At 56.8% G+C, this 26,286-nt stretch carries 21 protein-coding genes, 1 tRNA gene and 1 CRISPR repeat array; of the genes, 12 read left to right on the forward strand and 10 right to left on the reverse strand.

Annotation, left to right across the window (positions count from 1 at the left end; genetic code table 11):
- On the forward strand, positions 1-1,128 hold the full coding sequence (locus RAL88_RS18250) for a M48 family metallopeptidase (RefSeq protein WP_306265419.1): 1,128 nt from the start codon (positions 1-3) through the stop codon (positions 1,126-1,128).
- 56 nt (positions 1,129-1,184) lie between these two features.
- Complete coding sequence (locus RAL88_RS18255) at positions 1,185-2,144, forward strand: DUF1499 domain-containing protein (protein ID WP_306265421.1); 960 nt, start codon at positions 1,185-1,187, stop codon at positions 2,142-2,144.
- A gap of 21 nt (positions 2,145-2,165) precedes the next feature.
- Here the strand turns inward: RAL88_RS18255 and RAL88_RS18260 are convergent, their stop codons facing one another.
- Positions 2,166-3,083 carry an MBL fold metallo-hydrolase gene (locus tag RAL88_RS18260; RefSeq protein ID WP_306265423.1) on the reverse strand — a complete coding sequence of 306 codons (918 nt, stop codon included), beginning with the start codon at positions 3,081-3,083 and terminating at the stop codon, positions 2,166-2,168.
- A 184-nt stretch (positions 3,084-3,267) separates the two neighbouring features.
- On the opposite strand from RAL88_RS18260, the gene RAL88_RS18265 reads away from it, so the two are divergent.
- Positions 3,268-3,876, forward strand: coding sequence for a biotin transporter BioY (locus RAL88_RS18265; RefSeq protein ID WP_306265424.1), 609 nt, complete (start codon positions 3,268-3,270; stop codon positions 3,874-3,876).
- A gap of 54 nt (positions 3,877-3,930) precedes the next feature.
- Here the strand turns inward: RAL88_RS18265 and tdh are convergent, their stop codons facing one another.
- Both tdh and RAL88_RS18275 read right to left on the reverse strand, forming a co-directional pair.
- Positions 3,931-4,977 carry an L-threonine 3-dehydrogenase gene (tdh, locus tag RAL88_RS18270; protein ID WP_306269752.1) on the reverse strand — a complete coding sequence of 349 codons (1,047 nt, stop codon included), beginning with the start codon at positions 4,975-4,977 and terminating at the stop codon, positions 3,931-3,933.
- A 31-nt stretch (positions 4,978-5,008) separates the two neighbouring features.
- Positions 5,009-6,211: a glycine C-acetyltransferase gene (locus RAL88_RS18275; protein WP_306265426.1), complete on the reverse strand. Its 1,203-nt coding sequence runs from the start codon at positions 6,209-6,211 to the stop codon at positions 5,009-5,011.
- A gap of 220 nt (positions 6,212-6,431) precedes the next feature.
- Here RAL88_RS18275 and RAL88_RS18280 point away from each other — a divergent pair.
- Positions 6,432-6,506 (forward strand) — tRNA-Gln (locus RAL88_RS18280).
- A gap of 220 nt (positions 6,507-6,726) precedes the next feature.
- Here the strand turns inward: RAL88_RS18280 and RAL88_RS18285 are convergent.
- From RAL88_RS18285 to RAL88_RS18300, 4 genes are all read right to left on the reverse strand, one after another.
- The gene (locus tag RAL88_RS18285; protein ID WP_306265427.1) at positions 6,727-8,403 is read right to left on the reverse strand and encodes a recombinase family protein; all 1,677 of its coding nucleotides are present in this window, start codon (positions 8,401-8,403) and stop codon (positions 6,727-6,729) included.
- Positions 8,400-8,837 (reverse strand): DUF2924 domain-containing protein, encoded by a 438-nt coding sequence (locus tag RAL88_RS18290; RefSeq protein WP_306265428.1) that lies wholly within the window; start codon positions 8,835-8,837, stop codon positions 8,400-8,402. Before RAL88_RS18290 ends, RAL88_RS18285 begins: the two co-directional genes overlap by 4 nt.
- Positions 8,837-9,139 carry a DUF3489 domain-containing protein gene (locus RAL88_RS18295; protein WP_306265430.1) on the reverse strand — a complete coding sequence of 101 codons (303 nt, stop codon included), beginning with the start codon at positions 9,137-9,139 and terminating at the stop codon, positions 8,837-8,839. The genes RAL88_RS18290 and RAL88_RS18295 overlap by 1 nt, the downstream gene beginning before the upstream one ends.
- A 764-nt stretch (positions 9,140-9,903) precedes the next feature.
- Entirely contained in the window at positions 9,904-10,701 is a 798-nt protein-coding gene (locus RAL88_RS18300) for a WYL domain-containing protein (protein ID WP_306265432.1), read from the reverse strand.
- Between the two features lie 136 nt (positions 10,702-10,837).
- Here RAL88_RS18300 and RAL88_RS18305 point away from each other — a divergent pair, with 136 nt between their 5' ends.
- The 8 genes from RAL88_RS18305 (at position 10,838) to RAL88_RS21745 (ending at position 23,393) form a co-directional block, all read left to right on the forward strand.
- A complete protein-coding gene (locus RAL88_RS18305) occupies positions 10,838-11,974 on the forward strand; it encodes a hypothetical protein (protein ID WP_306265434.1) in 1,137 nt (378 codons plus the stop codon).
- Between the two features lie 3 nt (positions 11,975-11,977).
- Positions 11,978-12,811 carry a type I-F CRISPR-associated protein Csy2 gene (locus RAL88_RS18310; protein WP_306265435.1) on the forward strand — a complete coding sequence of 278 codons (834 nt, stop codon included), beginning with the start codon at positions 11,978-11,980 and terminating at the stop codon, positions 12,809-12,811.
- On the forward strand, positions 12,804-13,883 hold the full coding sequence (gene csy3 / locus RAL88_RS18315; protein WP_306265437.1) for a type I-F CRISPR-associated protein Csy3: 1,080 nt from the start codon (positions 12,804-12,806) through the stop codon (positions 13,881-13,883). Before RAL88_RS18310 ends, csy3 begins: the two co-directional genes overlap by 8 nt.
- Entirely contained in the window at positions 13,880-14,533 is a 654-nt protein-coding gene (locus tag RAL88_RS18320) for a hypothetical protein (RefSeq protein ID WP_306265438.1), read from the forward strand. The genes csy3 and RAL88_RS18320 overlap by 4 nt, the downstream gene beginning before the upstream one ends.
- Positions 14,523-15,506, forward strand: a complete 984-nt coding sequence (gene cas1f / locus RAL88_RS18325; RefSeq protein ID WP_306265439.1) for a type I-F CRISPR-associated endonuclease Cas1f — start codon at positions 14,523-14,525, stop codon at positions 15,504-15,506. Before RAL88_RS18320 ends, cas1f begins: the two co-directional genes overlap by 11 nt.
- Entirely contained in the window at positions 15,499-18,870 is a 3,372-nt protein-coding gene (locus tag RAL88_RS18330; RefSeq protein ID WP_306265440.1) for a hypothetical protein, read from the forward strand. Before cas1f ends, RAL88_RS18330 begins: the two co-directional genes overlap by 8 nt.
- A gap of 56 nt (positions 18,871-18,926) precedes the next feature.
- Positions 18,927-22,554: direct repeats of the CRISPR family, unit length 28 nt; unit sequence GCTCCCTGCCGGATAGGCAGCTGAGAGA.
- Positions 22,555-22,583: 29 nt separating this feature from the next.
- The gene (locus tag RAL88_RS18335; protein ID WP_306265442.1) at positions 22,584-23,069 is read left to right on the forward strand and encodes a hypothetical protein; all 486 of its coding nucleotides are present in this window, start codon (positions 22,584-22,586) and stop codon (positions 23,067-23,069) included.
- On the forward strand, positions 23,070-23,393 hold the full coding sequence (locus tag RAL88_RS21745; protein WP_371932113.1) for a transposase: 324 nt from the start codon (positions 23,070-23,072) through the stop codon (positions 23,391-23,393). It begins immediately after the preceding gene.
- Positions 23,394-23,974: 581 nt separating this feature from the next.
- On the opposite strand, the gene RAL88_RS18340 is transcribed toward RAL88_RS21745, so the two are convergent.
- The 3 genes from RAL88_RS18340 to RAL88_RS18350 are packed head-to-tail and all read right to left on the reverse strand — an operon-like array spanning position 23,975 to position 26,119.
- Complete coding sequence (locus tag RAL88_RS18340; protein WP_306265443.1) at positions 23,975-24,367, reverse strand: DUF5681 domain-containing protein; 393 nt, start codon at positions 24,365-24,367, stop codon at positions 23,975-23,977.
- Positions 24,360-24,743 carry a DUF5681 domain-containing protein gene (locus RAL88_RS18345; RefSeq protein WP_306265444.1) on the reverse strand — a complete coding sequence of 128 codons (384 nt, stop codon included), beginning with the start codon at positions 24,741-24,743 and terminating at the stop codon, positions 24,360-24,362. Before RAL88_RS18345 ends, RAL88_RS18340 begins: the two co-directional genes overlap by 8 nt.
- Positions 24,740-26,119 (reverse strand): DNA methyltransferase, encoded by a 1,380-nt coding sequence (locus RAL88_RS18350; RefSeq protein ID WP_306265446.1) that lies wholly within the window; start codon positions 26,117-26,119, stop codon positions 24,740-24,742. The genes RAL88_RS18345 and RAL88_RS18350 overlap by 4 nt, the downstream gene beginning before the upstream one ends.
- Positions 26,120-26,286 lie beyond the last annotated feature (167 nt).

The following is a 26,286-nucleotide window of genomic DNA, read 5'->3' on the forward strand; positions in this document are numbered from 1 at the left end:
ATGGCTACAACCAATCCATTGACGCCATCTGATGCGGCCGCGGAAGAAAACCGCTTCGCTGCGGTCTATTTCGATGGACAATCGGCGGAAGCGCTGCCGGTTATGGCGGAATTCGGCGACAGGCTTTGTCTGTACGACAGGGGCGGCAAGGCGATTGACGGCTTTGGCAGCGCGGATCTGCTGCGCAGCGAAACCGCTTCAGATCAGCTCCAGATCGCCCTTCAGGACCACCGTGACAATCGGCGCATCCAGATTGACAAAGCCGCAGTGCCCAGTGCCACCTGGGCCGCCTTGCACCGGCTTTCAAGCGTTCGGCGCCGGGCCGCGCGCCAGCCTCTGCGCGTCATTGCGGCCTGTATCGCTGTTGTGCTCGCCGGATTATCGATATTTGCAATCCTCATACCGGCGGCAGCCGACCGGCTGGCACCTCTGGTTCCGGCCAGTTTTGAGACAACTTTGGCCAACCGGCTTGAGACATATGTGATTGATCCGGAGGCGCGGAAAATCTGCGCCTCAACCGAGGATAATGCAGTTTTGGCAGGCTTCATCGAAGCCTTGCAGGCGGCAAGCGGATTTTCCGGACCGGTCAGCCTGCGCGTCATGGATATGCCCGGTGCTAACGCTTTTGCGCTGCCTGCTGGACGCATAATCATCACCCGGTCCTTGCTGGAGCTCAGCGCAACGCCTGAAGAACTGATCGCGGTCCTTGCCCATGAACTCGGCCACATTCAGGCCCGACATGCAGTGCGCCTGAGCCTGCGCATTGGCGGCACCTCCACGCTTCTGGGCTTTCTGCTTGGCGATTTCACCGGCAGCGCCGCCGTGGTCGCTGTCGGCCAGGCCCTGATCGGCACAGCCTACAGCCGCGATTTTGAACGGCAGGCGGATCGGCTGGCAGTCCGCACTTTGCGCAATATGAGCATTCCGCCCGATGATCTGATTTCTGTGCTGGAAAGGCTGGAAAGCACCAACGAAGGCGCCGGATGGCTGTCCACCCATCCATCAACGGCGGAACGCCGGGATTTTCTCATGCAAGTTGCTGCCGAAAATCGTGAAACACCTTCTGATTTACGTTTGGAAGAAGCTGCACAACAGAACTGGATAATGCCGAACTTGATTTGCGATTAATTGGAATCACTGGTAAAAAATCGGTAAATGTTGGGTTTAGGGGCAGTGTATTTGCCATGACTGCGGTCGATTTTGAGTATCACAGCTTTGGAAAAGCGGGGAGCGGTTATCAGGGAGCTTCTTTTGCACGCCTGAGCTCAGGGCAGGGCCCCGATGCCGATGTATCGCGTTCCGCAATCTGGGCCCGCAAATTTGCACCGCTGGGCTTTGCCACCGTCGTGCTCGGTGCCCTGCTGCACCGCTTCGGCTTTATTCCCGTTGACGAAATGCTGTCCGTCCTTGGTGCCGGTGCGTTTTTGGCGCTGTTGTCTGTGGGCATGTGCCTCAACGCATTCATTGACATCTGGCAATTGGGATTGCGCGGATTTTTTCGTGCGGCCAGCGCCCTTGTCATCAGTCTTGTGACACTTGCACCTTTTGTGCTTGTGGTCCTTGCCCTGCTTTATCTGCCGAAGGTCAATGGAGTCACCACGAATGCGCTGGACCCCCCCCTGATGCTGGCGGATATCGCCTTTGGCCGGGTCGATGGACAGGTTCTGGAAGTGCAGAAGGCTGCCTATCCGGCGTTGCGGACGCAGGAATTTCCCCTGCCGACACCTCAAACCTACGATTTGGCGCGCAGTGCGGCGCAGCGCTCTGGCTTGACCATCACCTTCGAATTGCCGCCGATCGTCGTTACCAAAGCTGCTGATTTCGAAGAGCAGTCTATCGTCAGCGTAGCCCGGCCGAAGCCCAAACCGGTTGTCCTGGCCGATGGGTCTGTGATGCAGCGCACCGTCGCCAAATTCTATACCGAAGCTTCGGCGGAAGGCGTGTTTGAAGCCGTCGCGAAAACGCCTGTCTTGGGCTTTATCGATGATTTTGTCGTTCGCGTGCGCGCAACAGATACCGGTTCAAGCGTTGATGTGCGTTCCGCATCCCGGATCGGCAATCATGATCTGGGCACCAATGCCCGCCGGGTGCAGGCGTTCCTCAGGGAACTTGATCTGTCCGTCAAAGCGACCACCGTTCAGTAAGATCAGCCAGCCGATCTGCCTTCATCGGCCATCAGCAACCCTGAATTTCGATTGCAGTGTGACTGGCCTATCGCTTGAGCTGATTTTGCCCGAAGCGATCAGGCATTCCAGATGCGCCAGAACAGTCATGGCCGCCGCACCGTGCAATTTCGCCGGCACCCTCCGATACAGAGCCGCAACGATGTCTGAAATGCTGTCTGTGCCATTGGCTATCTGCTCATAAATTGCCGTTTCCCGCATGATGCGGTGGGTTTTCAACCCTTTGACATAAGGAAGGGCATTTGCAATTGCATCGCCATGGCCGGGCAGATAATGCGCTTCCGGACGCGACAGCAAAATGTCGAGCGAGCGCAGATAATCGGCCATTGATCCGTCGGGCGGCGCGACAATTGTAGTCGACCAGCCCATCACGTGATCTCCGGAAATCAGCATCGGGGTTCCTGCAATTGCAAAGGCGGCGTGATTCGCCGTGTGGCCCGGCGTCAACACAGTTTCAAGCTGCCAGTCGGCACCGTGGATGATCTGGCCGTCAGTCAGTGTGCGGTCAGGAACAAAGGCCAGATCGGCACTGCGCCCCAGAAGCGCCAGCTCCTCTGCAGACAGATCCCGATAAGGCCGGTGCGGCCCGGCCGCATAGACCGGCGCTCCGCTGTGCGCTTTCAGCCTGGCAGTCAGAGGCGTGTGATCCAGATGGCTGTGGGTCAGGATGATGGCCTCGACTCGTCGCCCGCCAATGGCCTTGGTCAGAGCGTCAAAATGGTCTGTATCGTCGGGCCCCGGATCCACAATCGCCAGAGAAGCCGTGCCGATCAGATAGGTGTTCGTACCTTGAAATGTATACGGCCCGGAATTGGGTGCGGTAAGGCGCTTCACGCCGGACCCCACTTCAACGGTAGACCCATGCCGTGGGTCAAACCTTGTATTGAATGTCAGGGCCATCAACAACTCCGCCGGTTCGCAACCGCATCGGTATCTCCGACAGGGCCAGTTTTCTTGAGCGCGGTTTATCTGGGAACTTGTCTCAAAACAAGCAACCGGCTAAAAGCAGTCGTACCACAGCAAAGCTGGCCGCAGCAGCACCGGCTCGGCCAGGCCTTTACAAGACCTCGTAAGGAAAACATCTATGAGCGCCCAAAGTCTGACATCTCCAACACCCCTTGCCACCGCCCTTTGGCCAACAGGAGCGGACAGCAATACGCAAGCCATGTTGCGCTTTGTTGCGCTGACTATTATCGGAGCAGCTCTGCTGGCGATCTCGGCTAAAATCCGGGTGCCGTTTTTTCCGGTTCCAATGACGCTGCAGACGTTTGCGATCATGGGTCTTGGCGCGGCCTATGGCATGCGCCTTGGCCTGGCAACTGTGCTTCTCTATCTTGCCATCGGTGCCTTGGGCATGGATGTCTTCACCAGTTCAACCGCCGACAATAACGGTCTGAGCTACATGCTCGGCAGCACCGGCGGCTATCTGGTCGGATTTATTATTGCCATGGGGATTATCGGTTATTTCGCGGAACGCGGATGGGACCGTTCGCCCTTCAAACTGTTCGGGCTGATGCTGGGTGCCGATGCTCTGATTTTTGCCCTCGGCCTGCTTTGGCTGGGTACAATTGCCGGCTGGGACAAGCCCATTTTGCAGTGGGGTCTTTATCCGTTTATCGCCGGTGATCTGGTCAAGATAGCTCTGGCAGCAGCCGTAATCCCCGCAATTTGGGGCTGGATGAAACGCCGCTGATCGCGCCAGCTGAGCTGAATTTCGAAAAGCCCGGCCTCGTGCCGGGCTTTTCTTCTATAAGCCGGAATTGTCCGATCCAGCCCAGTTCAGCACGACTTTGCCGGATGCGCCCTCATTCATGACGGCAAATCCCTTTTCGTAATCCGCAATGTCGAATCTGTGGGTAATGATGCGCTTCACCGGCAGACCGCCCTGGATCAGCGCAATTGCCTTGTACCAGGTTTCAAACATCTCCCGTCCATAAATCCCTTTGATGGTCAGGGCCTTGAACACGATTTTGGTCCAGTCGACCATGGTGGGCTTTGGCGGAATGCCCAGCATCGCGATTCGGCCGCCCATAATCATGTGACTGACCATCTGGTCGAATGCGGCGGGCGCTCCGCTCATTTCCAGCCCCACGTCAAAACCTTCGCCGATATTCAGCCGGGCGCGGGCGTCAGCAAGCGTTTCCTCAGCGACATTCACCGGAACGATATCGGCGCAGCGGCCGGCAAGCTCCAGCCGTTCAGCATTGATATCCGTCACCACAACTTTGCGCGCACCGACATGCCGGGCGATCATCGCGGCCATGATGCCGATTGGTCCGGCACCGGTAATCAGAACATCCTCGCCGACCAGATCGAACGACAGGGCGGTGTGCACCGCATTGCCGAACGGATCGAGAATGGCGGCGGTTTCATCATCGATATCGTCCGGCAGCTTGATGACATTGAAAGCCGGCAGCGACAGATAGTCGGCAAACGCGCCGGGAATGTTGACACCAATACCTTTTGTCTCCGGGTCGAGATGATATTTCCCGGCCCGCACTGCCCGGCTGCGGTGGCCGACAATATGGCCTTCGCCGGTCACCCGCTGGCCAATTTCCAGATCGCGCACATGCGAGCCGAGCGCGACAATTTCGCCAGAATATTCATGACCCACGATCAACGGAACAGGCACTGTGCGCGCCGCCCAGGAATCCCAGTTCCAGATATGCATATCTGTGCCGCAAATCCCGGTCTTGTGGATTTTAACCAGAACGTCGTCGATGCCGATGTCCGGCACGGCAGCGTTCTGCAGGGACAGGCCGGCGGCAGCTTCGGTCTTGACCAGCGCCCGCATTGTACTGTTGGTAAACTTCATTTCATTGCCTTCACAGAATACCGAGTGATCGCCCGACTTTGGCGAACGCTTCAAGCGCTTTATCAAGATCGGCCCTGGTCAGTGCCGCATTCATCTGGGTGCGGATGCGGGCCTGGCCTTTCGGCACCACCGGAAAGAAGAAGCCGGAGACATAAATCCCTTCCGCATTGAGGCCCGAAGCCATTTGCTGCGCCAGCTTCGCATCTCCCAGCATCACCGGAATGATGGGATGTTCGCCCGGTAGAAGCTCAAACCCGGCCTTTGCCAGACCCGCACGCCAATAAGTGGCATTGTCGAATAAGTGTTGCCGCAGATCATCGCCCGCCTCGACAATTTCCAGAGCCTTGATCGCGGCCCCGACTACCATCGGCGGCAGAGCATTGGAAAACAGATAGGGCCGGGCGCGCTGGCGCAGCAAGTCAATTGCACTCTGGGGACCCGCTACATAGCCGCCCAGCGCGCCGCCCAGCGCTTTGCCGAACGTGCCGGTCAAAATATCGACCTGGTCGGCGACACCGGCATGATGAGGTGTGCCACGGCCCTGCGGCCCCATGAAACCGGTGGCATGACAATCATCGACCATTACCACAGCTTCGTACTGCGCTGCCAACCGGGTGATGCCTTGCAGATCCGCCAGATAGCCATCCATCGAAAACACGCCGTCGGTGGCGATCATGATGTGTCTGGCACCATCGGCTCGTGCCGCTTTCAACTGGTCTTCCAGGGCGTCCATGTCATTATTCGCATAGCGATAGCGTTTCGCCTTGCACAAGCGGATACCGTCAATGATGGAGGCATGGTTGAGGGCATCGGAGATGATGGCGTCCTGCGGTCCCAGTAGCGGTTCAAACAGGCCGCCATTGGCATCGAAACAGGCAGCAAACAGAATGCTGTCTTCCTTGCCGAGATAGGCGGCGAGACGCTTTTCCAGCACCCGGTGCAGTTCCTGTGTGCCGCAGATAAAGCGCACAGAGGCCATGCCGAAGCCATGGATTTCGATGGCCTCGATGGCGGCTTGTGCCAGCCGCTCATCATCCGCCAGGCCCAGATAATTATTGGCGCACAGATTGATCAGCCGCCGGGTTGTATCTCCGTCGACAACCTCGATATGGGCACTTTGTTTGGAGGCCAGCGGCCGTTCGATCTTTTCAAGGCCTTCACTGCGAATGTCATCCAGTGTCTGCTGCAACTGGCTGTAGAACGACGCGGACATGGCTGCCTCCAATGCTGTCTCCAATTTTCAGGCTGAAATTGCCTGCTTTGCTATAGCGCGGGGAGGGCGGAATTCCGACCTGTTTTTCACAAATTCTCACAACGCATCAAAACCGCAACGGCGAGCGGATTTTCTGTTTTTCGCGTCTTGCGGTCGCCAAAAGACATCGCTATAGACTGGTCGGCTTAGGATGTCTGCCCAACGGCGCGCATTCACCGGATGGGGCGTAGCCAAGTGGTAAGGCAACGGCTTTTGATGCCGTGTACCGTAGGTTCGAATCCTACCGCCCCAGCCACCATCCAAAACATTTTGAGTACCATGGAGAATTATCGGATTTCCGCCGTGTTTCCGGGGTTATTCTCAGTTGTCACATTACCCCAGACTGCCGATCTGCGCCCATATTGGCAGATTCTGTCAAAAGTCTGGGAACCGTTTTTCGGCGGTAGCAGTTTGACGGTCGTTGCTGGTAAGATTGTTGTGACTTTTGCAACAGCTTAGCACGTCTGGGTTGCTGCTCAGAGTGCCTTGAACAGTTCCCGCTGCTCGTTCCACATTGGGGTGAACGCATGGGATTTCAACCATTGGGATGTGAGGCCGACTGGCTGCCCGCCTTGCCAAACATCTCGGATGACGTCGGGAGCGAGAAACGCCAGTTCAACAAGATGCTGGATCCGCCGTTTCGAGGCACCTTCAGCTTGAGCGATTTCCGTATAAGTTTTGCCGGATCGGATCATTTCGAAGTATCGATGCGCCAAAGCAATGTTTCTGAACAGCGTGTCATCGCGCGCCCCGATCGCATCGGCCAGGACCAATTTTGTTTCGACACCGCGCTTGCGGTGGCGGAAGTCAGACTCGAGGCTCAGGTGTTCATCAGTGATGCGCTCCTGCTCGACGTTCAGATATTCGGCGATCGTTTTCGCGGCGATGGTGATCACGAGCTTTCCCGGCGCGATCTGCACACGTTCGATCAAGCTGAGAAGTGTCCTGTTTGTCTCTTCATCGGTGTTGCTTCCAGCAACGCTCAAACCCGTCATCCGTTGCGCGATTAATGCGATCTCTTCCGTTGTGGCCGGACTGACAATATCAGTTTGCACAGTCGGAACACCCAGGTGCTTTCTGACAAGAGTAGCAATCAGGGTTTCAAGTTCTGGTGCGGGCAACCGCCATCCACTGGGGTCTTTCGGGCCAGAGCTGCGGATCAGACGATGAGACACATAGTAGCGCAGCCTACGTCCCTTGCCGGTCTTGGTATGGCTGGGTGTCAGCCGGTCACCGGTTTCGTCAAACACCTTCCTGGCAAGGAGCGAGACCTGCTTTTTCTGACCATCGCTGTGGCGTCCTTGTCCCGCGCGCGACCGGATGGCACCGGCCATCAGTTTTTCCTGCAGCGCATCCCAACGAGCAGGCTCAATAAGTGCCGGGTGCTGACCAGGCCAGACCTTTTCCTTGTGCCTGATACGGCCTGCGTAGATCGGGTTGGTCAAGATGTGATAGATGTGGCCAAAACTGAACTGTGTTCCACCCTTAGGCCGCCCTGACGACAATGTACGGATCGCTGTCTTCAACCCTCGCTTGTCAGCCTCGGTTTTGACGATCCGGACATTGCGGTGCCTGTCATAGAGATCATAGATCATACGGATCGTCGCAGCATCTGCCTCAGTGATCTTCAGCGTTCGCCCATCGGGTTCATAACCAAGAGGCACATTGCCGCCCATCCACAACCCCTTCCTTTTGGACGCAGCGATCTTGTCCCGGATACGCTCCGCAGTCACCTCGCGTTCAAACTGGGCAAAGCTCAGCAGCATATTCAGTGTCAGCCGCCCCATGCTGGTGGCGGTGTTGAACGATTGGGTGACAGACACAAACGACGCACCCGTGTTATCCAGAACATCGACAATCTTGGCAAAATCAGCCAGCGATCGGGTCAGCCGGTCGATCTTGTAAACCAGGATATGATCGACCGCCCCGCGATCAACGTCGGCCAGAAGCCGCTGCAGACCAGGCCTTTCCAGAGTACCTCCGGAGATGCCGCCGTCATCATAGCGATCCGGCACCTGCACCCAGCCTTCGTTCTTCTGGCTGGTGATGTAGGCTGCACAGGCCTCGTGCTGCGCATCCAACGAGTTGAAGTCCTGCTCCAGACCGTCTTCCGAACTCTTGCGGGTATAGATGGCGCAGCGGATTTTTTTCATGCGCCGCTCCCTGTGGCTCTACACAATCCAAAGAAGCGGGGCCCCGACCAGCTTGTGCCGGTTATGTGCAGGGCAATGGCTGAGAGCGATTTGAAGCGCTCGCCGTTCAGCACAAAGCCGTTCTCCGTGGCATCAACCTGATACCGGCGACCGTTCCATTCCCGAACCAGCTGCGTTCCGGAGCGGATCGCCAGAGCCGAGCCACGCACGGACTTACCGCCTGCCGCTGCCTTTAGGGCGCGTTTAAGGTCCCGGGGCAGCCCTCCGAACCTGCGGCATTGCGCGTCCCAAATCAGCGCCTTGCGCATAAAGATCATCGACAGGAAGTGTGGGGGTACCTCCCCAAACCCTTTCGCCCACGCGACGCGCAGAGCGGAGCGGTCCATTACCTCCAGTTCCGCCCACCGTGACGCTATGACAGCGTCGGTTGCCATCAGGCAGTTTCCGCACCGGTCAGCCCGACTATCTGGTATCGCGAGGGCTTTCCATTGTCAGGCTTGACCGAAGTAATCTCATGGCCCGCCTTGCGGAGGCCTGTCAGGGCTGCCCGAGTTGTATGTGGTAACCAGCCGAGAGTATTGCTGAGGCTTGGCACATCAGCTCCGCCCTTCTGGCTTAGAAGGGCGATCAGCCTTGCCTTCTTTGTGACCTTTGCAATTGTAGAAACCTGTTTTGGCGCTCGTGCCGTAGCAGATTTTCTTGCACTCTCTCGTTTTGGATTTATCGTTTTGGTCATGATGTTCTCCTTCTTCATCAGATTGGGCCAACAAGGTCCCGGTACTGACGAGAGCCCGGAGTGCCGGGCGGAGAAGGCGGCACCTTGCTGCAGGGTGCGTCGGTCCGGACAGTACCGCTCTGTTCGGCAAGCAAGTCCAGTCGTATCTGCCATGAAACCCACAGGAGTTTTCTATGAACTGCAGGCTCATCAATCAATGTACCGATCGTTGGTATCCGATGCACACAGCCACACCATACCTCAAATTCAGACGTTGAGAGTTTGCGTTGTAATAGTTCCGTGTTTTAGGGGGCTTGTCGTTTTGTTGTGGGCGATTGTTCTCAGAGGGCTCCAAAAACGAACAGACGACAACCACCACCGACTGTTAGCACGCCCTTCGTCTGTTTCTAATTCCAAACCACAAGCAAGATTCACAAGTTTAATTTTACCGTCCACCCATCCATTAATGCGCGCGGTGCGTTCGCCCTGGGGAAAATATTTGAAATGACGATAAATGGGTGCAGTGGCCTCGTTGATTTACTGGCGCACGGCGCGCTGAAAGTTGCGCCAAAGGGAGTCTTTAAACCAGCCCAATGAGGACGAAATACGCGGAAATCCATCGGGTTCGCGGCGACGATATTTTGGGCCGCATTCACAAGCCGAATATACGTCAGCAACCGTGAAGCCAATCCAGCTGCCTAAGGCGTTGCAAAAAGCCGGGGTACATATACGTCCACACATGACAAAACCCCTCCAATCCATAGTTTGAAAGGGGCATGTGATGGCTAGAATTTCTTAGCCAAGGCAACCACCCTTACTGGGCTTGTGTATCCTTCCGCGTGATTGTCGGACAAATAAGGGACGATGGCGCGACGTTCGCGAAGAATCCGCTGGCCGTGGCCATCCAAACCAAAATCCATGATCACACCCTCGGACAGGACACCCTCTCTGGCCTCGATGAGAATGTTCTCGCAGTCGTTCCACTCGCTATCCTTTTCGTTCCCGACATACCGCATACGGCCAGCAAATAACGATGCTGAAGTGATCCGCGAGAGAATAAAGTCGCCAAAGCGATTTTTAGAATGATCAAATGCCCGCACGTGATACCGCCCCACAACGTCGACGAGTGTGTGGGGCGAGATACTGCGCTCGCGGCGCTCTGACCGGGACGAATAATCGATATGCACGATCCGCTGCGACGTAATTGCTCCGATGATCGTGCGCAGGATCGCGGGTTCGGGGTTGACGCGTAAAGCTGATTTCGGCTTCTCGAAGCAACGCCCCATCGCGTCCTCGAGCCAGCGATCCAGACCCGGCGTATCGAACACGTGGCGCTTGGGAATGTCAGCATTTTCACTCACCAAAAGTCGGCCACCTTTGAATGAGCCGGTTTGCGTCCTCCGGAACACCTCCTGCCCGCAAGCCGCCTCGAAAGCCTCTGCGAAGCGCAATTGATGCCGGGACATCGATGCTTCAGATACGCCAAAGATGCGCATGTACGCAGACTTTTCATAAGCTGCAAATGCACCGGCATAGCGGATAGCAGCTTCGATCCAACCAAACCTGACTTCATTGATACTCATCTAAAAATATCTTTCATTTTGCAATAATTTATCCTTAGGATTAGCTAGTCGCTTGCTTTCCACATGGCAACACCTATGGTTTATTTGACGTACATCGCAACACCTATGCTTTAGCTGAAATCAAGTGGAGACTACGGTGACAGAAGACGTTGAAGAGGGTAGCGAAGCCAAAAAGAACGACGTTCTGACCTTCAAGGTGCCAGGTCGAATTCTTGATTTGAGCGGATTGGAAGCAGAGTTCAGGGCCATTTCTGCTGCCTGTGGCAAGGTGCTAACGGCGGAGATCGCCGCGCGCGTCTGCACCAAGAGCGGTACACATTTGATCAAATTGGTCAGTCCTAGAACCGACGGTGATCACGCTGTGTTGCGGGTCGATGCCGAGGGCGAAAATGCCAAACAACAGCTCCTTCCATCAGTGAATGCGCCAGACATTCCCTTTGCGAAGATCCTGTTTCGCCCTCTTGAGGTCACCGGGTATCCGACGAAGTCCGTCATTCAACATGTGATGTATTCGGACGACATTTCGGAGATTGTTCTAAGGGCATTCACTTCGGTCTTCGGCGCAGATGTCCTGAAGTCGATCAGATCGGTCATTCTCGGACCGCCACCAGAGATCCTTAAGCTTTCACACGGAGAGTTTCCGATCATTTTCATTCCCTCCCCCGACGGAGGTGACTTGCAGATTACACCGGTTTCTCCGGCCGCGGCCTTCATGGACATCAAGGAGGTTTCCGGTCTCTATTTTCAGAAGCAGGTCAAGGACGCCCCTCGCGTGCCGCGTGGGCGCTGGCACAAGCAGGCCGTGAGTTCAAAGCCGCAAAACATCTCCGGCGCCATTGGTGGCCAACGTTTCCGCTTCTTGGCAGAGATGCCGCGGGGACTCGCGCAGTATGATGCGGAACTTTACCGTTACGTGAATGGTGGCAGCTTCCCGAGATGGCGCGACCCGGATGTCGCGGTCTGGGTGATGCGATATGCAGACCTCATCGACAGGGATAAGGAATACAACAACCAGGATACGCGCGCCGGCTTGGACCGCCTTGCCGATCGTCTGATCAATGACGCGCTGGCCTTCACTGAAGAAATCGTCCGCGAGGCCGCCTCAATGGCGAATGCTCATGATATTGCGGTCGAAAGCCTTGAGAAATCACCACGCCCCGCAACCGTTCTTCTGCGCCGCTCGTGGCAAAAGGACGGATTTGACAGGGCCCGGCTAGTTCTTGGCGGTGCTCACTTCGACTATCGCGAAAAACAGATCCGGAAGGATGTCTGAATCATGCTGTTTGCCTTGAAGAACTTGCGCGCCAGCCGCGTGAACCTCCTGATGAACGACTTTGCAGCGGGTCTGCCAAGCCCGCTTTCGTTTCTGGGCTTTGGCGATACAATTGTACGTCGGTTGGGTTTGACGCCTTGGAGTGCCAGGACCCTTCCGATTCTTCATCGTGTCGACGCCACAGATGGCCGGACCAAGCCAGAGATGGAGAACAAGACGAACATCTTCTCGCCTATCGAGACGATGGAAGATCTCACAGGCACCGTCGATGTTTCGCTGCTGCTCGAAATCCCCTATCTTGATAGCGAGGCCGCGCTGCGTGAGGTCGTGCCTCAGTTACGTATCGCCGGCGGCATTATTCAGAACGACGATTACACCGTAGAGCGTGTGACCCCGGATGGCTCTGCGTTCAGCAATATGCGCCGCGGCTATGCGATGATTCGACCTGAACAAGATGACCGTCGCCTTATCTGCAGCGGGGACAAGGACGGTCTCACCTCAATTGCTGCTACTCTTTTCCCGACTGTAAGAGCCCCAGGTTCTGGATGGATTGTGCCAGTCTCGGTTGGATACCACCTGATCGAAGACCCTAAAACGGCACCGAAACGGATCCGCACGCGAAGCCGGGACGTCCCGCATGTCTTCGCGGAGCCGGTCCTGGGCATCGCCGAGATGGTCTCGGTCCGCAATCAACGACTGACTAACCTGACAGAAGAAGAATTTTCAGCGCTGCTTTGGTCCTGGGAGGCGCGAGGCAAACATGTCCTTGGGCATCCTGATTATCATGCGAAAAACTCCGAAAACCGCAACATCGAGAAAGTTGAAAATCATGGCTAAGCCAACAACATCCAATATTTCATTTGAAACTGGCATGCTGGCTTACGCCCGCTCCATCCAGATCACCGAAGGTTTGTTCTTCGGCACCCGCAGCGAGAATGGCGAGACAGTACGTACGCCGATCGAGATTTTGGAAAAGGGCGTTCGCGGTCAGTCTTCGGAAGACAAGGCCAAGAACCCTGGATTGAGCAACCCGCAATCTGTCGAGTTCGCAGTGGTCCCCATGGGGTGCGACGGTGTCGAGCTCGCGTTCGTCATGCGTGTGATGCCCCTTGCGATGAAGCCGCACGCTTGTGGTAACACTGAGGTTGGTGAAACATATCGGCGCTTTGCTGAAAGCTACCGTGCGGCCGATGGGTTCCGTGTTCTGGCCGAACTCTACATCTGGAACATCGCGAATGCCCGTTTCGCCTGGCGCAACAGATTCCAGTCGGACGATATGAGCGTGACGATCAGCTTCGAGGGCCGGAAAATCACGTTCGATCCGTTCCGGTTGCGCTTCGACGCACCTGCGGGTTCAGGCGATCTGGCGCAGGCAATGACCGCAGGAACCGCGGAAGATCTCGACGCGCTGGTATCTGGTGTGACACGCGGGCTATCGGAGAACGCATTCAGTGCCGGAGTGGTATGGTCGGCCCGTATGCAACCCGGTCAAGAAGTCTTTCCATCTCAGGATTACGTTCGCGAAGAGAAGGTTGACAAGAACTTGAGCCGCGTCCTCGCGAAATTGCCGACGTTTTACGCTGGTCGTGAAATCAAGCAGGCCTCAATGCACTCGCAGAAGATTGGCGCGGCGTTGCGCCATATCGACGTCTGGCACGGCAGCGACGAATGCGCCGCGATTGCGGTCAACCCTTATGGCGGCGTCCAGGAGACGGGCGCGGTGCTGCGCAATCCGAAGACGAAGAATAGCTTCTATGACATCCGCAGCAAAGCAACAGATCTGCTGGAAGGGGTCAGCGCGGCTACGAATGCGTCGGAGATTAGCAGTGAGGCCCACTTTGTAATGGCGAACCTCGTCCGCGGTGGCGTTTTTGGCTCCAGCTCCAAAAAGGCCGAGGTCAACGGATGAGTGTAGATCTTAATATTGGAACGGGGCAGTGCCAAGGCACTACTCGCCTTCTCATAAAGCCGGTCGAGGCAGTGATCGAGCTTGGCGCATCTGTGGATGTCATGACAAAGGCGCTCGGCGCCGTGCATCATGCCAACAGGCACGCAGCCATCGACGATTTCATTGCGGTTGCCCTGCCCGGCATGCGGAAGGGGCGCAATTGCATGTTACCAGGCCATGAGATCGAATTGATCGGCTCGGAGGTGTCATTGATGAACCTGTTGGCCCTTGATGGCATCTCTTCGCTCAAAAAACGCGGCATGTTGACTGAAACGGAGATCTTCGAATGCTACAGTGACGCCGGCGAAACCGGCGCTGCCTATGTGCGTGATAACACATGCGCAAAGCATACTGCAGGATGGGTCAGACGGAGCATTGAGCGTGCCGAACGGCGAGGAAAACCTGTTGGTCAGCCCGTGAAGGTACGCGACAACGATCTCTCCGCCCTGAAACTCCAAATTGGAAGTGGGATCATTCATGTGCGGGAAGTGCTCGGCGTCATCGGGGAAGGGCCAATCATGGTCAGTACCTACGGCTTTTCTTCTCCAAACTCACTCGCCATCCTTCCTGTCATGCCCGACTCAGCGGGCGTAGTCATCAATGCAACTTAAAGGCGGTCCCCGTCTTCTGGTGACTGATCGTGAAGGCGCGCTCTATCTCGAGCGCGCCCGAATTCACGTCGAGGGTAACCGGATCGTTTATCACATTGCAGATGATGAAAATCGGCGCGAATACAACATTCCTCACGTAAACCTCGCGGTACTTTTTATCGGGCAAGGCACATCTATAACGCAGGATGCGATGCGCCTGCTCGGAGAAGAGGGCGTGCATCTTGCAGTCACTGGCACTGGCGGCACACCGTTACATATGGGAGGCTTGACACACTACAGCTCTACCCGGCATTTCAGGGAATTGCTGCCTGTGTACCTTAATCCTCAAATGTCCCTACAGGCTGCCATAGCAGCCATGCACGACAGATCCGCCAGGATGAAGAAGATCGGTGGCGCAGGTGCGCAGAGGTACCTGAAGCAGCGCGATACGGCGCATATTTCGAAGATTTGCGCCCGCTTTGAAGGAAGTCTGAAAGACTGTCGGGATACACAGCAGCTGCTTGGCTTCGAGGGCAACTTCTCCAAGGCCTGCTATGCTGAATTCGCAAGAATGTCCGGGGTGACAGGAGCGACGCCTTTCAGACGTGAAGCTGGCGAAGGGTCCAAAGCAAAAAAATCTGACATATCTGATCCAATAAAACAGATCAATCGCCTGATCGATCATGGCAATTACCTTTGCTATGGCATGGCCGGTGCGGCACTCTGGGCCCTTGGCATCCCGCCCCACATGTCGCTTTTCCATGGGAAGACCCGTGCCGGCGGCCTCGTTTTTGATCTGGCGGATTCATTCAAGGACGCGTTGGTTCTACCATTGGCTTTTAGTGCCGCGAGATTGAAGGACGAAAATCCAGAGAAGACATTTCGCGCCAGGTTGATCAGCACTTTTGATGACAGGGCCATCCTTTCCGAGGCAATCGGGACGGTGGAGCGGATGCTGGCGGCGGGGTCCGCCGGAGTAAAAGCTGATGCGTGAAGTCATTGTTGTCTGCAGGTCAGGAAAGAAGTCCCGCGTCAGAACTGCTCAGGTGCTTGATCGCTACTTTTGGCGTATCGGAGATCGAACGTGGCGCGGAAAAGCGACAAATGCCTGCCTCGACAGAGTTGCCAGAGAGCTTCGTCATCGCGCGACGCGCAACACGGCCGTTGCGATTCATGAAATCAGGAGCACTCACGAAAGCCGTATGCCACTGATCCGCATCGGTTCGAAAACAGCGTTTTCCGAAGATGGATTGACACCGGTCTCATCACACCCCGCTGCGGCTGCGCGCGCACAGAGCGCGAATTCTGCCCTATCAAGTGCTGGCGCTGCGGTCAAAATTGCTACCCTTTTTCACGATTTGGGAAAAGCGACCAAGCTCTTCCAAAAAAAGTTAAGCCGTGCGTTGAATGGTGAGGTGCCCGAAGCCGACGCAATCCGTCATGAACTGCACTCGGCTGTCGTTTGGGACACACTCTTTGGGTCGGCAAGTGATAACGACCTGATCGCCGCGCTGACGACCGTAGGGCCAGTGGCGATAGATGACGCTTGTTCTCACGCTGTCGACGGTCTCTTCCGCATGCATTGCCATCCAAATTCAAAGATGGACCTCGCTTTCTTGCAGCGCTCCGGAACACTGTCGCACCTCATCGGAATGCTCGTCCTGACACACCACCGGCTCCCCACAGGCGACAGCAACTATGTGGACATGTTGCCTGTCCGGCACATCAACGAAAAGATAGATTTCGATAGGGCCGATCTTGCGGTAGCGTCAGGTACCCCGTTCTGGCATGAGGGATGGTGGCTGAAGCGCTTGCAGCGTGACGCTGCACTTTTGCGCCCGGATCAGCATGTATCCAGCGTTGACATAGCGCTGCGCGCATCTCTCATGTTTGCGGATCACCTGGGGTCTGCAGCCAGTCGTGTTTCAGACGTAAAACCGGACCACCTCGCAAACACCCGCGCCGATCCTTCAGGCGGCAGTCGATCGGTTGCGGCCGATAGTCTTTCCAAACACGTTCAGCGCGTCTACGCGCGGACGGGCAGCTCGTTTGACATGCTGCATCGATACAGGAACCGCTTCCCTGCTCTCTCGGAAAACGACATACCTCTCGATGTGATGCTTCCTTCGACTTCATGCGATGCGAGGTTTGCCTGGCAGGCGGCGGCGGCGGATGCCGCAAAAGAGATGTGTGCCAGAAACGAAGGTGGTTTTTTTGCTTGCCTGATGTCCGGAACCGGAACGGGGAAGACGCGCGGCGCACCCACTATTCTCGCAAACGCGGCAATGGTAGATACGCGCCCGGAGCGGAGATATCTGCGGATGAACCTGGCGCTGGGGTTGCGGGTTCTCGCAACGCAATCCGCGCGTGAATATGTCGATGACCTGGGGTTTAGAGATGAAGACGTGTCTGTGCTTGTTGGGCAGGAACCCCTCGCATTTGACCCTGATACCTCCGAAAGCACAACCGGTTCGGAGAGTCTGATCACGATCCCCGACTGGCTGCATGTCGAGAAGGTAAGCGGAGCGATCCCGCAAGAGGGAGATGAGAAGGAAGCGGACTGGCTTCGCTCGCTTTCCCTCGACACCGACAGTGTCCTTCCTGCATTTTGCGATTTGGTCCTAGAAGCGGCCGGAAAGAACGGTGCGAAGGGAAGGCGGCTGATTGCCCCTCCCATTATGGTGGGCACGATCGACCACTTGATGGGTGTCGCATCGCCGGTAAATTCCAGATTCCTGATTCAATCCATCAGGACTTTGACGTCTGACCTCATTCTTGACGAGATCGACCAATTCGATGGCGAGGATATCGCGGCCATCGGGCGTTTGGTCTTTCAGGCCGGTGCCGCCGGGCGCAGGGTTATCATCATGTCAGCAACCTTGACGGATGATATCGCCCATTCACTACACGCGTCGTATAGCCTCGGCTGGTCAGATTTTGCGCGCTCGGAGGGCATTTCGGAACATGTAAACCTTCTCTGCACCGGAGATGCGCTGGGCTCGTGTTTCACAAATGAAAATGGTGCCAGCCTGCAGGATGTGGTGGCTCAAAGCCAGCGCGTTATCATAGAAAACCTTGAGTCCTGCCATCCGTTGCGCCGCGGTGAGATCCTTCCGGCCTGTGATGCCTGGGAAGATCTTGTTATGCAAGTCGATGTGGGCTGCTCCCGAATGCATGACGCCCATGCTGTCGAAATCGAAGACTTCCGCGTCTCTGTCGGCCTGGTCAGACTCACTCGGATTTCGCACACCTCCGCCATGGCCGCACAGTTGGCTTCCGGCAGTGTCCGGGGTCGGCTTCGTGTCATCCTATGTCTTCACTCGAACTTCCCGCTTCTTCACAGATCCTGGATCGAGACGCGTCTAAAGCGGGCACTGACCCGCAAAGGCACAGATCCCGAGGGTGGCGTGAGGGATCTATGCAGATCTGAAGGCCTTTTCGCGCGCGCCTCCGCGATTTCAGCCAATGACATCGAAATTATCGTGGTTACATCACCAGTCATTGAGACCGGAAACGACTTCGACTTTGACTATGCGATCCTCGACCCGATCTCTATGCGGTCCATCGTGCAGTCAGCTGGACGCGTATGCCGTCACCGGGCGCAGTCGGGCATGCTCCCCAATGTTCTCATTTTGGGGCGTAGTCCTGTTGCGATGCAGGGCGGCAAGCTTGCAAGGCCGGGCGTCGAGACGAAGCCTGCGGGCGATACCGGGGTGGGATGGAGATCGCTTGAACAGTTCGAGGGGCGTCACCTAACGGATCTCGCAGGGACGGAACGTTTTGCGGCAATTGACGCGCGTCCGATCATCTCGGAAGAACACGATATCCCACTGCGGACCGAGGAGAGGGCGCTGCGTGGTGCCATGATTGACGTCCGCGAAGGAGCCGCTCTCGGAAAATATATCAGGAAGCTCAATAGTCGTCTAAATTTAAGAATGACGGTCACTCGAAAATTCCGTCGCTCCAATCTATCCGAGGTTGTCTACTTTCTGGACGGCGAAAATCTTTCAGATGCGGAGTGGTATATCGATCTAGCACCGGGCAGGCGTGAAAGATCAATCGCGGTCGCGAGCCAGAGAGGACTCGAGGTCTCAAATGTCGTTGGGTCTCGTCTCTTCATCGACCTGACGTGTTCCGCCTGGCTCGACTACAATCAAGGCCGCTCAGACATGACATCTGCCGATCTGCGCTCTTTGATGACTACGCGGGTCACTGATTATGGCAATGATGTTGACCTGCCGATGGTCTATACTGAGTTTACGGGGTTCACTCGGGGCAAGTCAGATGATCTTTTTTCCCCTTTTGGACAATCCGTTGTTAATAAAGACTTATTAACGCTCTTTGAAAATTTAGCCTAAATGAAGTTTGGCACCTAAATTGCTGATATTTCTTTTCTTTTAGTGGAAAAGGACCAGCTCCCTGCCGGATAGGCAGCTGAGAGGTCATACGCGCAGTTGACAAAATCAAGACCCTCGCTCCCTGCCGGATAGGCAGCTGAGAGGTTATCTTCATACTCTTTCGCCCATTCCCACAAGCTCCCTGCCGGATAGGCAGCTGAGAGAACCACCACTCTGCATTGTTTACGTGCCTATCAGCTCCCTGCCGGATAGGCAGCTGAGAGAATACGACGAAGAGATGTGCCTCAGCGCCCGCGGCTCCCTGCCGGATAGGCAGCTGAGAGACCCGCAAGCCAGTCGGCTAGCGCTTGTTTTCGGCTCCCTGCCGGATAGGCAGCTGAGAGACGGACGTATGCACCGCCGTTGCTGGTCGACCCGCTCCCTGCCGGATAGGCAGCTGAGAGATATGGCCTTCCGCCACGAGCATAAACCTAAACGCTCCCTGCCGGATAGGCAGCTGAGAGACGAGGAAAAGCCCCAGGGGACGGACATCGCCCGCTCCCTGCCGGATAGGCAGCTGAGAGATCATAACCCGCTGACACCAGCTAGAAGGACTTGCTCCCTGCCGGATAGGCAGCTGAGAGACAATCACAAAAAGCTTCGTTCATTGCAGGCTCGCTCCCTGCCGGATAGGCAGCTGAGAGAAAGGGCGGCAAGCAGAAGGTGCAGGACGCAGCGCTCCCTGCCGGATAGGCAGCTGAGAGACGGATATAGCGCCGCCGTTCCCGCGCTTGCTCGCTCCCTGCCGGATAGGCAGCTGAGAGACGGATATAGCGCCGCCGTTCCCGCGCTTGCTCGCTCCCTGCCGGATAGGCAGCTGAGAGACCAGGCTGTGGCTCAAAACACGATCTCAACATGCTCCCTGCCGGATAGGCAGCTGAGAGAAACACGATCGATCCCTCAACGGGTGCGCCGTCGCTCCCTGCCGGATAGGCAGCTGAGAGAGACATGTTCACAGATTTGAACAAGGATTTGTCGCTCCCTGCCGGATAGGCAGCTGAGAGAAATTAGAGAAAGTTTCGTTCATGGCCGGCTCAGCTCCCTGCCGGATAGGCAGCTGAGAGATTGAGATCGGCGTCCACGAACACGTACCCGTCGCTCCCTGCCGGATAGGCAGCTGAGAGATGACAGGGCGGATGCAATGGTCTGGGCTATTAGCTCCCTGCCGGATAGGCAGCTGAGAGATCAGGGATGTAGAATTCTTTACCCAGAATCGAGCTCCCTGCCGGATAGGCAGCTGAGAGAGGGTCTGGACGGTTCCAGCGTTCCGGGTCTTTGCTCCCTGCCGGATAGGCAGCTGAGAGAACGTTGAGAACAGCACGGACACCGCCGTTCATGCTCCCTGCCGGATAGGCAGCTGAGAGATGGAAGGATCGGGTTACGCCAGCAGGGCGTTCGCTCCCTGCCGGATAGGCAGCTGAGAGAGGTTGGCGGGCGCGGTTCCCGACACACAAATAGCTCCCTGCCGGATAGGCAGCTGAGAGACGTACGGATGGCAGGTCAAACGCCCGGTTGGCGCTCCCTGCCGGATAGGCAGCTGAGAGATCACAGAATTAAACGCAGAGCGGGCCAGATCCGCTCCCTGCCGGATAGGCAGCTGAGAGAAGTAATCCGCGCCGCGCCAGCGATCCGAATGCGCTCCCTGCCGGATAGGCAGCTGAGAGAACAATAATCAGAACGATCAGATTGCGGATGTCGCTCCCTGCCGGATAGGCAGCTGAGAGACACGTCATAGAGTCGGACAAGCGCCCAATATAGCTCCCTGCCGGATAGGCAGCTGAGAGACGGTGTATAAGCCCAATACTGGCGGCGAAAATGCTCCCTGCCGGATAGGCAGCTGAGAGATAGAGTTGCCGCGAAAATGGGACGGTTTGATAGCTCCCTGCCGGATAGGCAGCTGAGAGAACAAAGCGCATGTGTGAGTATGATTCCTCATCGCTCCCTGCCGGATAGGCAGCTGAGAGAAATGTCAGAAACTCGCCATTACTTACGAAAAAGCTCCCTGCCGGATAGGCAGCTGAGAGAAAACGATGCCAGCCCGGCAAGGTTACCAGCCAGCTCCCTGCCGGATAGGCAGCTGAGAGAATTAGAGAAAGAACCCCGCTCCAAACGATGCCGCTCCCTGCCGGATAGGCAGCTGAGAGACTATGTTGAAAACAAGATCGCAGAGGCCTTGTGCTCCCTGCCGGATAGGCAGCTGAGAGAAGCAGAAACCATCGGTGCTGTGTTCAACTATGGCTCCCTGCCGGATAGGCAGCTGAGAGATCCAAAAAGCACTGCGAGCGAACAATGAGATTGCTCCCTGCCGGATAGGCAGCTGAGAGATTCTCCGCTGCAGAGATGTCGGCGCTGAAGGAGCTCCCTGCCGGATAGGCAGCTGAGAGAGGATCGAGTGGCAGCAGATTATTGAGCTTGCCGCTCCCTGCCGGATAGGCAGCTGAGAGAATTTGGCATGAAAAACAGACCCCTCCGCATCAGCTCCCTGCCGGATAGGCAGCTGAGAGACATTGATTCCGCGATTGCGGGAAGCGCGACAAGCTCCCTGCCGGATAGGCAGCTGAGAGAGGAAGTATGGATGGCTGGCGCGAATGACAAAGGCTCCCTGCCGGATAGGCAGCTGAGAGACTACGCTGAAAACAAGATTGCAGCGGCCTTGTGCTCCCTGCCGGATAGGCAGCTGAGAGAAACTGCCCCAGCAAAACGAACGCGGGTTTTCCGCTCCCTGCCGGATAGGCAGCTGAGAGACTCTGTTTAGGCGTTCATGGCGACCCATGCCAGCTCCCTGCCGGATAGGCAGCTGAGAGAATGAGGTGCCGCAAGGTAATCCAGTCACTCACGCTCCCTGCCGGATAGGCAGCTGAGAGATCCATTCATGCCCTGCGCATAGTGACGCTTACGCTCCCTGCCGGATAGGCAGCTGAGAGATCAAGGATCGCGAAGATTTTTTGTCAGTCGCAGCTCCCTGCCGGATAGGCAGCTGAGAGACTGTTCATGGTGGTGAGTGGTTAAAATTAAAAGCTCCCTGCCGGATAGGCAGCTGAGAGAAGAACCGCTGGCCATGAACAGGCTTCCGGATAGCTCCCTGCCGGATAGGCAGCTGAGAGACATTGGATGTTCGTCATACTCTGGCTTGGATATATCGCTGCCGGATAGGCAGCTGAGAGATCATTGAGCGCGGACAGGTCCTTGTTCAAATCGCTCCCTGCCGGATAGGCAGCTGAGAGATGGAGAACAAGGGTTACGCCGTCGCAGCGGCAGCTCCCTGCCGGATAGGCAGCTGAGAGATGGCCAGTTGGACCACAGCAGCGGCATCGGACGCTCCCTGCCGGATAGGCAGCTGAGAGAGTCTTTTGACCAGCCCTGTAACACCCGGTCTGGCTCCCTGCCGGATAGGCAGCTGAGAGAAACACGGCACCGGTTGCGGCGACTGATGAGGTGCTCCCTGCCGGATAGGCAGCTGAGAGACTCCAGCAAGCCAGGCGGCAAGAGCTTGTTTCGCTCCCTGCCGGATAGGCAGCTGAGAGAAAACTCATGTGGACATCGACAGAAGCTGCATCGCTCCCTGCCGGATAGGCAGCTGAGAGACTAGCGAAGATGTTTTCGAGAAGAAAACTAATGCTCCCTGCCGGCTAGGCAGCTGAGAGAAGAACGCGCTCGATCACCCGGCCATCAGATTGGAAAGCTTCTTGCATCAGGGGCGGCAACCAGAGAAGAACGATGCGGTGGACGCAGAAGCAATCTGTGAAGTGATCACCCGGCCCAGCATGCGTTTCGTGCCGGTGAAGGCCGTCGGGCAGCAGAGCGTTCTTATCCTGCACCGGGTCCGCGATCTCTCGATGCGCCAGCGCACGATGCTCCTCAACACCATCCGGGGACACCTGGCCGAGTTCGGGATCATCGCGACGCAGGGCCTGCGTCAGGTAATGGGTTTGATCGCGCGACTGCGGGACAAAGATGATGCCAGCTTGCCGGAGATTGCGCGGTCGGCCCTTCTCGCGTTGGGAGCTCATCTTGAGGCCTTGACTGGTGATATCCGCGCCTTGGAGCGTCGGCTCATGGTTTGGCACCGGGCGGATGCGATGAGCCGGCGGCTCGAAACGATCCCGGATATGGGTCTCATCACCGCCACCTCTCTGGCTGCCAGTGTACCCGATCCGTGAGTGTTCAAGTCCGGCCGTCAGTTTGCAGCCCTCCTCGGGTTGGTGCCGCGGCAGAACTCATCTGGCGGCAAGGACCGCCTCGGGCGAATTTCGAAAATGGGGGATAGGTATCTTCGAAAACTTCTTGTGGTCGGCGCTACCTCGGTGATCCGAGGAGCCGGGAGCAATCCCACAAAAACCGGAGATTGGGTGCGATCGCTTATGGAACGCAAACCCGCGAGGGTCGTCACGGTGGCGATGGCCAACAAGACAGCGCGCATCGCCTGGGCTGTCTTATCGAGCAGAGAAGCCTATCGGCCTGGCCAGTCAGTCACAGCAGCCTAAACGGCAGGAAAAAACAGACGAAGCGAAGGAGATCGCCAGAGAAATTGCAACAAACCGCCAGGAGATGGAAAAGGGATCACCCCAACCGCTTCTTAAACCTGATATGTGGATTGGCACGGCAATACCGATGCCTTGGGAGCAATGAGGAAGAAGCGCGCGGAAATCCATCGGGGCTCGCGGCGACGATGTATCGGGCCGCTCAAAGAGGCCGGATATACATTAGCATTCGTGATCGCCGAACCGGAACCAAACAGACCGTTGCAATCAGGCAGGTTCCATATACATCCACACAGGACTGCACTCTCTGGGGAGTTGGGTGAATGGCTGCAAGCTAAAGGCATGAAGAGCACCAGATGGAGGTAGCCTGAGCATGCCGATCCGGACGTACCTCGCGAACTGGAAGCCCACCAAGAGCGGCAAAGCAATGCCCGGCCAGATTTCCAGTAAGTCTATGCTCCTGCGAGGCACTGGCAGCGACACAGGTGGCCAGGAGCCGCAGTCTGCACCATCCAAGCTTAGCTCCGCAGCAACCGTGAGAATGGCTTCAGGGCACATCTTAGTCTCGTCTCTGTTGCCGTGGATCACATACGCCAAATCTTTCGTAAGCTATCTGCGGGACCACCCAGCTTTTCGAAAATAGCGATGGCTCTTTCCTTTTTCTCGCGTTCACGGTCTTCGCGATCATCCAAAACCGGCTGGACCTCAAGCATGATATTGATCGCCTTGATCAGCGACGGCACGTGACCTTTCAGTCCCTTCCGGCACAGGGCGAGATACGCCGCCTCAAGCCCGTCCAGGGAGACGGTCTGTCCCGCTGGCGTCCGGGCAATCACAGGCTCGGAAAGGATATCTGCCGCCTCCTGCACGATGTCGGACCTTGCCTTCGGCCTGCCTTTCGGGTTGCCGGACTGGCCCTTATTCCAGCGGGTGTGCTTTGGCGGGCAGCCGTAGCCGACCTTATAGTTTCTACTCACTGGATTCTCCTGCATCTGCAGTCAATCGGGCTACTCTTTCCTCATGGCGCCGCAAAATTTTCTTTACGTCAAGCCGCCGGTGCAGCTCTTCCCGTCCGGCATCGGCTTCGTCCAGAATGCGACGCTGAAGGTCGAGGGCGCGGCGATCGCCGGCCAGCGCATGATTCCGGAGTTTCCGGACAAGCGCCTCCTGGATTGGCATCGGTTCGCTATCTTCGCCGGCCCTGATTTTTCGCTTCAGAACCTTCTGAAGTGTGTTGAAGGCATCCGGCCTCTTTTTGGGCCGGCCCTTCGGGTTGCCGGACTTTCCTTTATTGAAGCGGCTGTTGACAGGCGGATTCATGTAGCCCATCGGCGGTGTCTCATGATCGCTCATTCCGCAGCCTCCGTCATCTCGGCCACAGGTTCGTCAGACCGACGCTCAGCTACTGTATTGAAGATCTCACCCGAAACCGCCAGCACCGGCTCCTGACCGGACAGCGCAGCATAGCGACGGCAGATGACATCGCAGTAGATCGGGTCAAGTTCGACAAGCCGGGCCACACGACCGGAGCGTTCGGCCGCGATCAGCGTCGTGCCGGAACCGCCGAAGCCATCCAGCACGATCTCACCCCGCCGCGACACATCCCGGATCGCATCGGCCACCAGCGCCACTGGCTTCACCGTAGGGTGCAGAGCCAGATCCTTCTGGTTTTTGCCGAAGCTGTTGACGCCCGGGTAGTCCCAGACATTTGTCCGGTAGCGGCCCGTTTCGCCAAGACCAAAGGTATTGGTGTGCGGTGCGGTCCCGACCTTCCAGACGTAGATCAACTCATGGCGTGAACGATAGAATGTGCCCATGCCACCGTTGGTCTTGGCCCAGACCACAAAGTTCTTGAGTTCGCTATAGACCTTCAAACCCGCAGTTTGGAGTTCGGCCATATGGCGCCAGTCCATGCAGACGAAATGGATCGCACCGTCAACACTGACGTCAGCCATGGCGCTGAGCGAGGTTTCAAGGAAGTCAGTAAAAGTGCCAGTATCCATTTCGCCTGAGGCCATGGCAAACTCCCGGTGCCTTACAGCGCCTGAGCCACAGACGTGGCCGTCGATCTTCACATTGTAAGGCGGGTCGGTAAAAACCACGCGCGCGCAGTCTTCACCCATCAGTGAGGCGTAGGTCTCTTTCGACCGCGCGTCGCCGCAGATCAGCCGGTGGCTGCCGAGGAGCCAGACGTCTCCCGGCTGGGTGACCGCAGGTCCCGGTTCTGGAACTGGCGTGTCATCTGCTGGATCCGCAACGCCATCTTCGACGCTGACGTCGAGCAACAGATCGAGTTCTGTGGTTTCGAAACCGGAAATTTCCAGCTCAAAGGCGATATCCATTTCTACAAGGGCCTGGAATTCGATTTTCAGGATGTCGCGATCCCAACCTGCCAGCTCGGCCAAACGATTGTCAGCAATGACGTAGGCGCGCCTCTCGGCCGCTGAAAGATGACCGAGCTTGACTGTCGGCACTTCAGCGAACCCAAGCCGCTTTGCGGCCGCCACGCGGCCGTGACCCGCGACGATCCCACCGTCCTTGTCGATCAGCACCGGGTTGGCGAAGCCGAACTGGCGGATCGACGTAGCAATCTGGTCGATCTGTTTGTCGCTGTGGGTGCGGGCATTGCCAGCATACGGGATGAGATCGTCAATCTTACGATAAACGATTTTGAGCCGGATCTTGTCCGGCAGAACATGGGGCAACGCCCCGGTCTTGTTATCAGCCATTTCAGGGCCTTTCTCGATCCGCGCAGCCGGCTCACCGTGAGAGGGACCTGGGCCCGCGTGTCTCGCGGAGCCGGTCTGCGCTGTTTCAGGGAGAGACCGGATCATCAGATCCTTGAGAAGGGCCAGGGTTCTCCGGCACCAGATCGGCAGGCCTCCCACCGATCACT

The sequence above is a fragment of the Pararhizobium sp. IMCC3301 genome (assembly GCF_030758315.1).
GTDB lineage: Bacteria > Pseudomonadota > Alphaproteobacteria > Rhizobiales.

Bases quoted from the DNA above. Each gene is read 5' to 3' on its own strand.
- RAL88_RS18250 (WP_306265419.1), top strand. From the start codon at position 1: ATGGCTACAACCAATCCATTGACGCCATCTGATGCGGCCGCGGAAGAA.
- RAL88_RS18255 (WP_306265421.1), top strand. From the start codon at position 1,185: ATGACTGCGGTCGATTTTGAGTATCACAGCTTTGGAAAAGCGGGGAGC.
- RAL88_RS18260 (WP_306265423.1), bottom strand. From the start codon at position 3,083: ATGGCCCTGACATTCAATACAAGGTTTGACCCACGGCATGGGTCTACC.
- RAL88_RS18265 (WP_306265424.1), top strand. From the start codon at position 3,268: ATGAGCGCCCAAAGTCTGACATCTCCAACACCCCTTGCCACCGCCCTT.
- tdh (WP_306269752.1), bottom strand. From the start codon at position 4,977: ATGCGGGCGCTGGTCAAGACCGAAGCTGCCGCCGGCCTGTCCCTGCAG.
- RAL88_RS18275 (WP_306265426.1), bottom strand. From the start codon at position 6,211: ATGTCCGCGTCGTTCTACAGCCAGTTGCAGCAGACACTGGATGACATT.
- RAL88_RS18285 (WP_306265427.1), bottom strand. From the start codon at position 8,403: ATGAAAAAAATCCGCTGCGCCATCTATACCCGCAAGAGTTCGGAAGAC.
- RAL88_RS18290 (WP_306265428.1), bottom strand. From the start codon at position 8,837: ATGGCAACCGACGCTGTCATAGCGTCACGGTGGGCGGAACTGGAGGTA.
- RAL88_RS18295 (WP_306265430.1), bottom strand. From the start codon at position 9,139: ATGACCAAAACGATAAATCCAAAACGAGAGAGTGCAAGAAAATCTGCT.
- RAL88_RS18300 (WP_306265432.1), bottom strand. From the start codon at position 10,701: ATGAGTATCAATGAAGTCAGGTTTGGTTGGATCGAAGCTGCTATCCGC.
- RAL88_RS18310 (WP_306265435.1), top strand. From the start codon at position 11,978: ATGCTGTTTGCCTTGAAGAACTTGCGCGCCAGCCGCGTGAACCTCCTG.
- csy3 (WP_306265437.1), top strand. From the start codon at position 12,804: ATGGCTAAGCCAACAACATCCAATATTTCATTTGAAACTGGCATGCTG.
- RAL88_RS18320 (WP_306265438.1), top strand. From the start codon at position 13,880: ATGAGTGTAGATCTTAATATTGGAACGGGGCAGTGCCAAGGCACTACT.
- cas1f (WP_306265439.1), top strand. From the start codon at position 14,523: ATGCAACTTAAAGGCGGTCCCCGTCTTCTGGTGACTGATCGTGAAGGC.
- RAL88_RS18330 (WP_306265440.1), top strand. From the start codon at position 15,499: ATGCGTGAAGTCATTGTTGTCTGCAGGTCAGGAAAGAAGTCCCGCGTC.
- RAL88_RS18345 (WP_306265444.1), bottom strand. From the start codon at position 24,743: ATGAGCGATCATGAGACACCGCCGATGGGCTACATGAATCCGCCTGTC.
- RAL88_RS18350 (WP_306265446.1), bottom strand. From the start codon at position 26,119: ATGGCTGATAACAAGACCGGGGCGTTGCCCCATGTTCTGCCGGACAAG.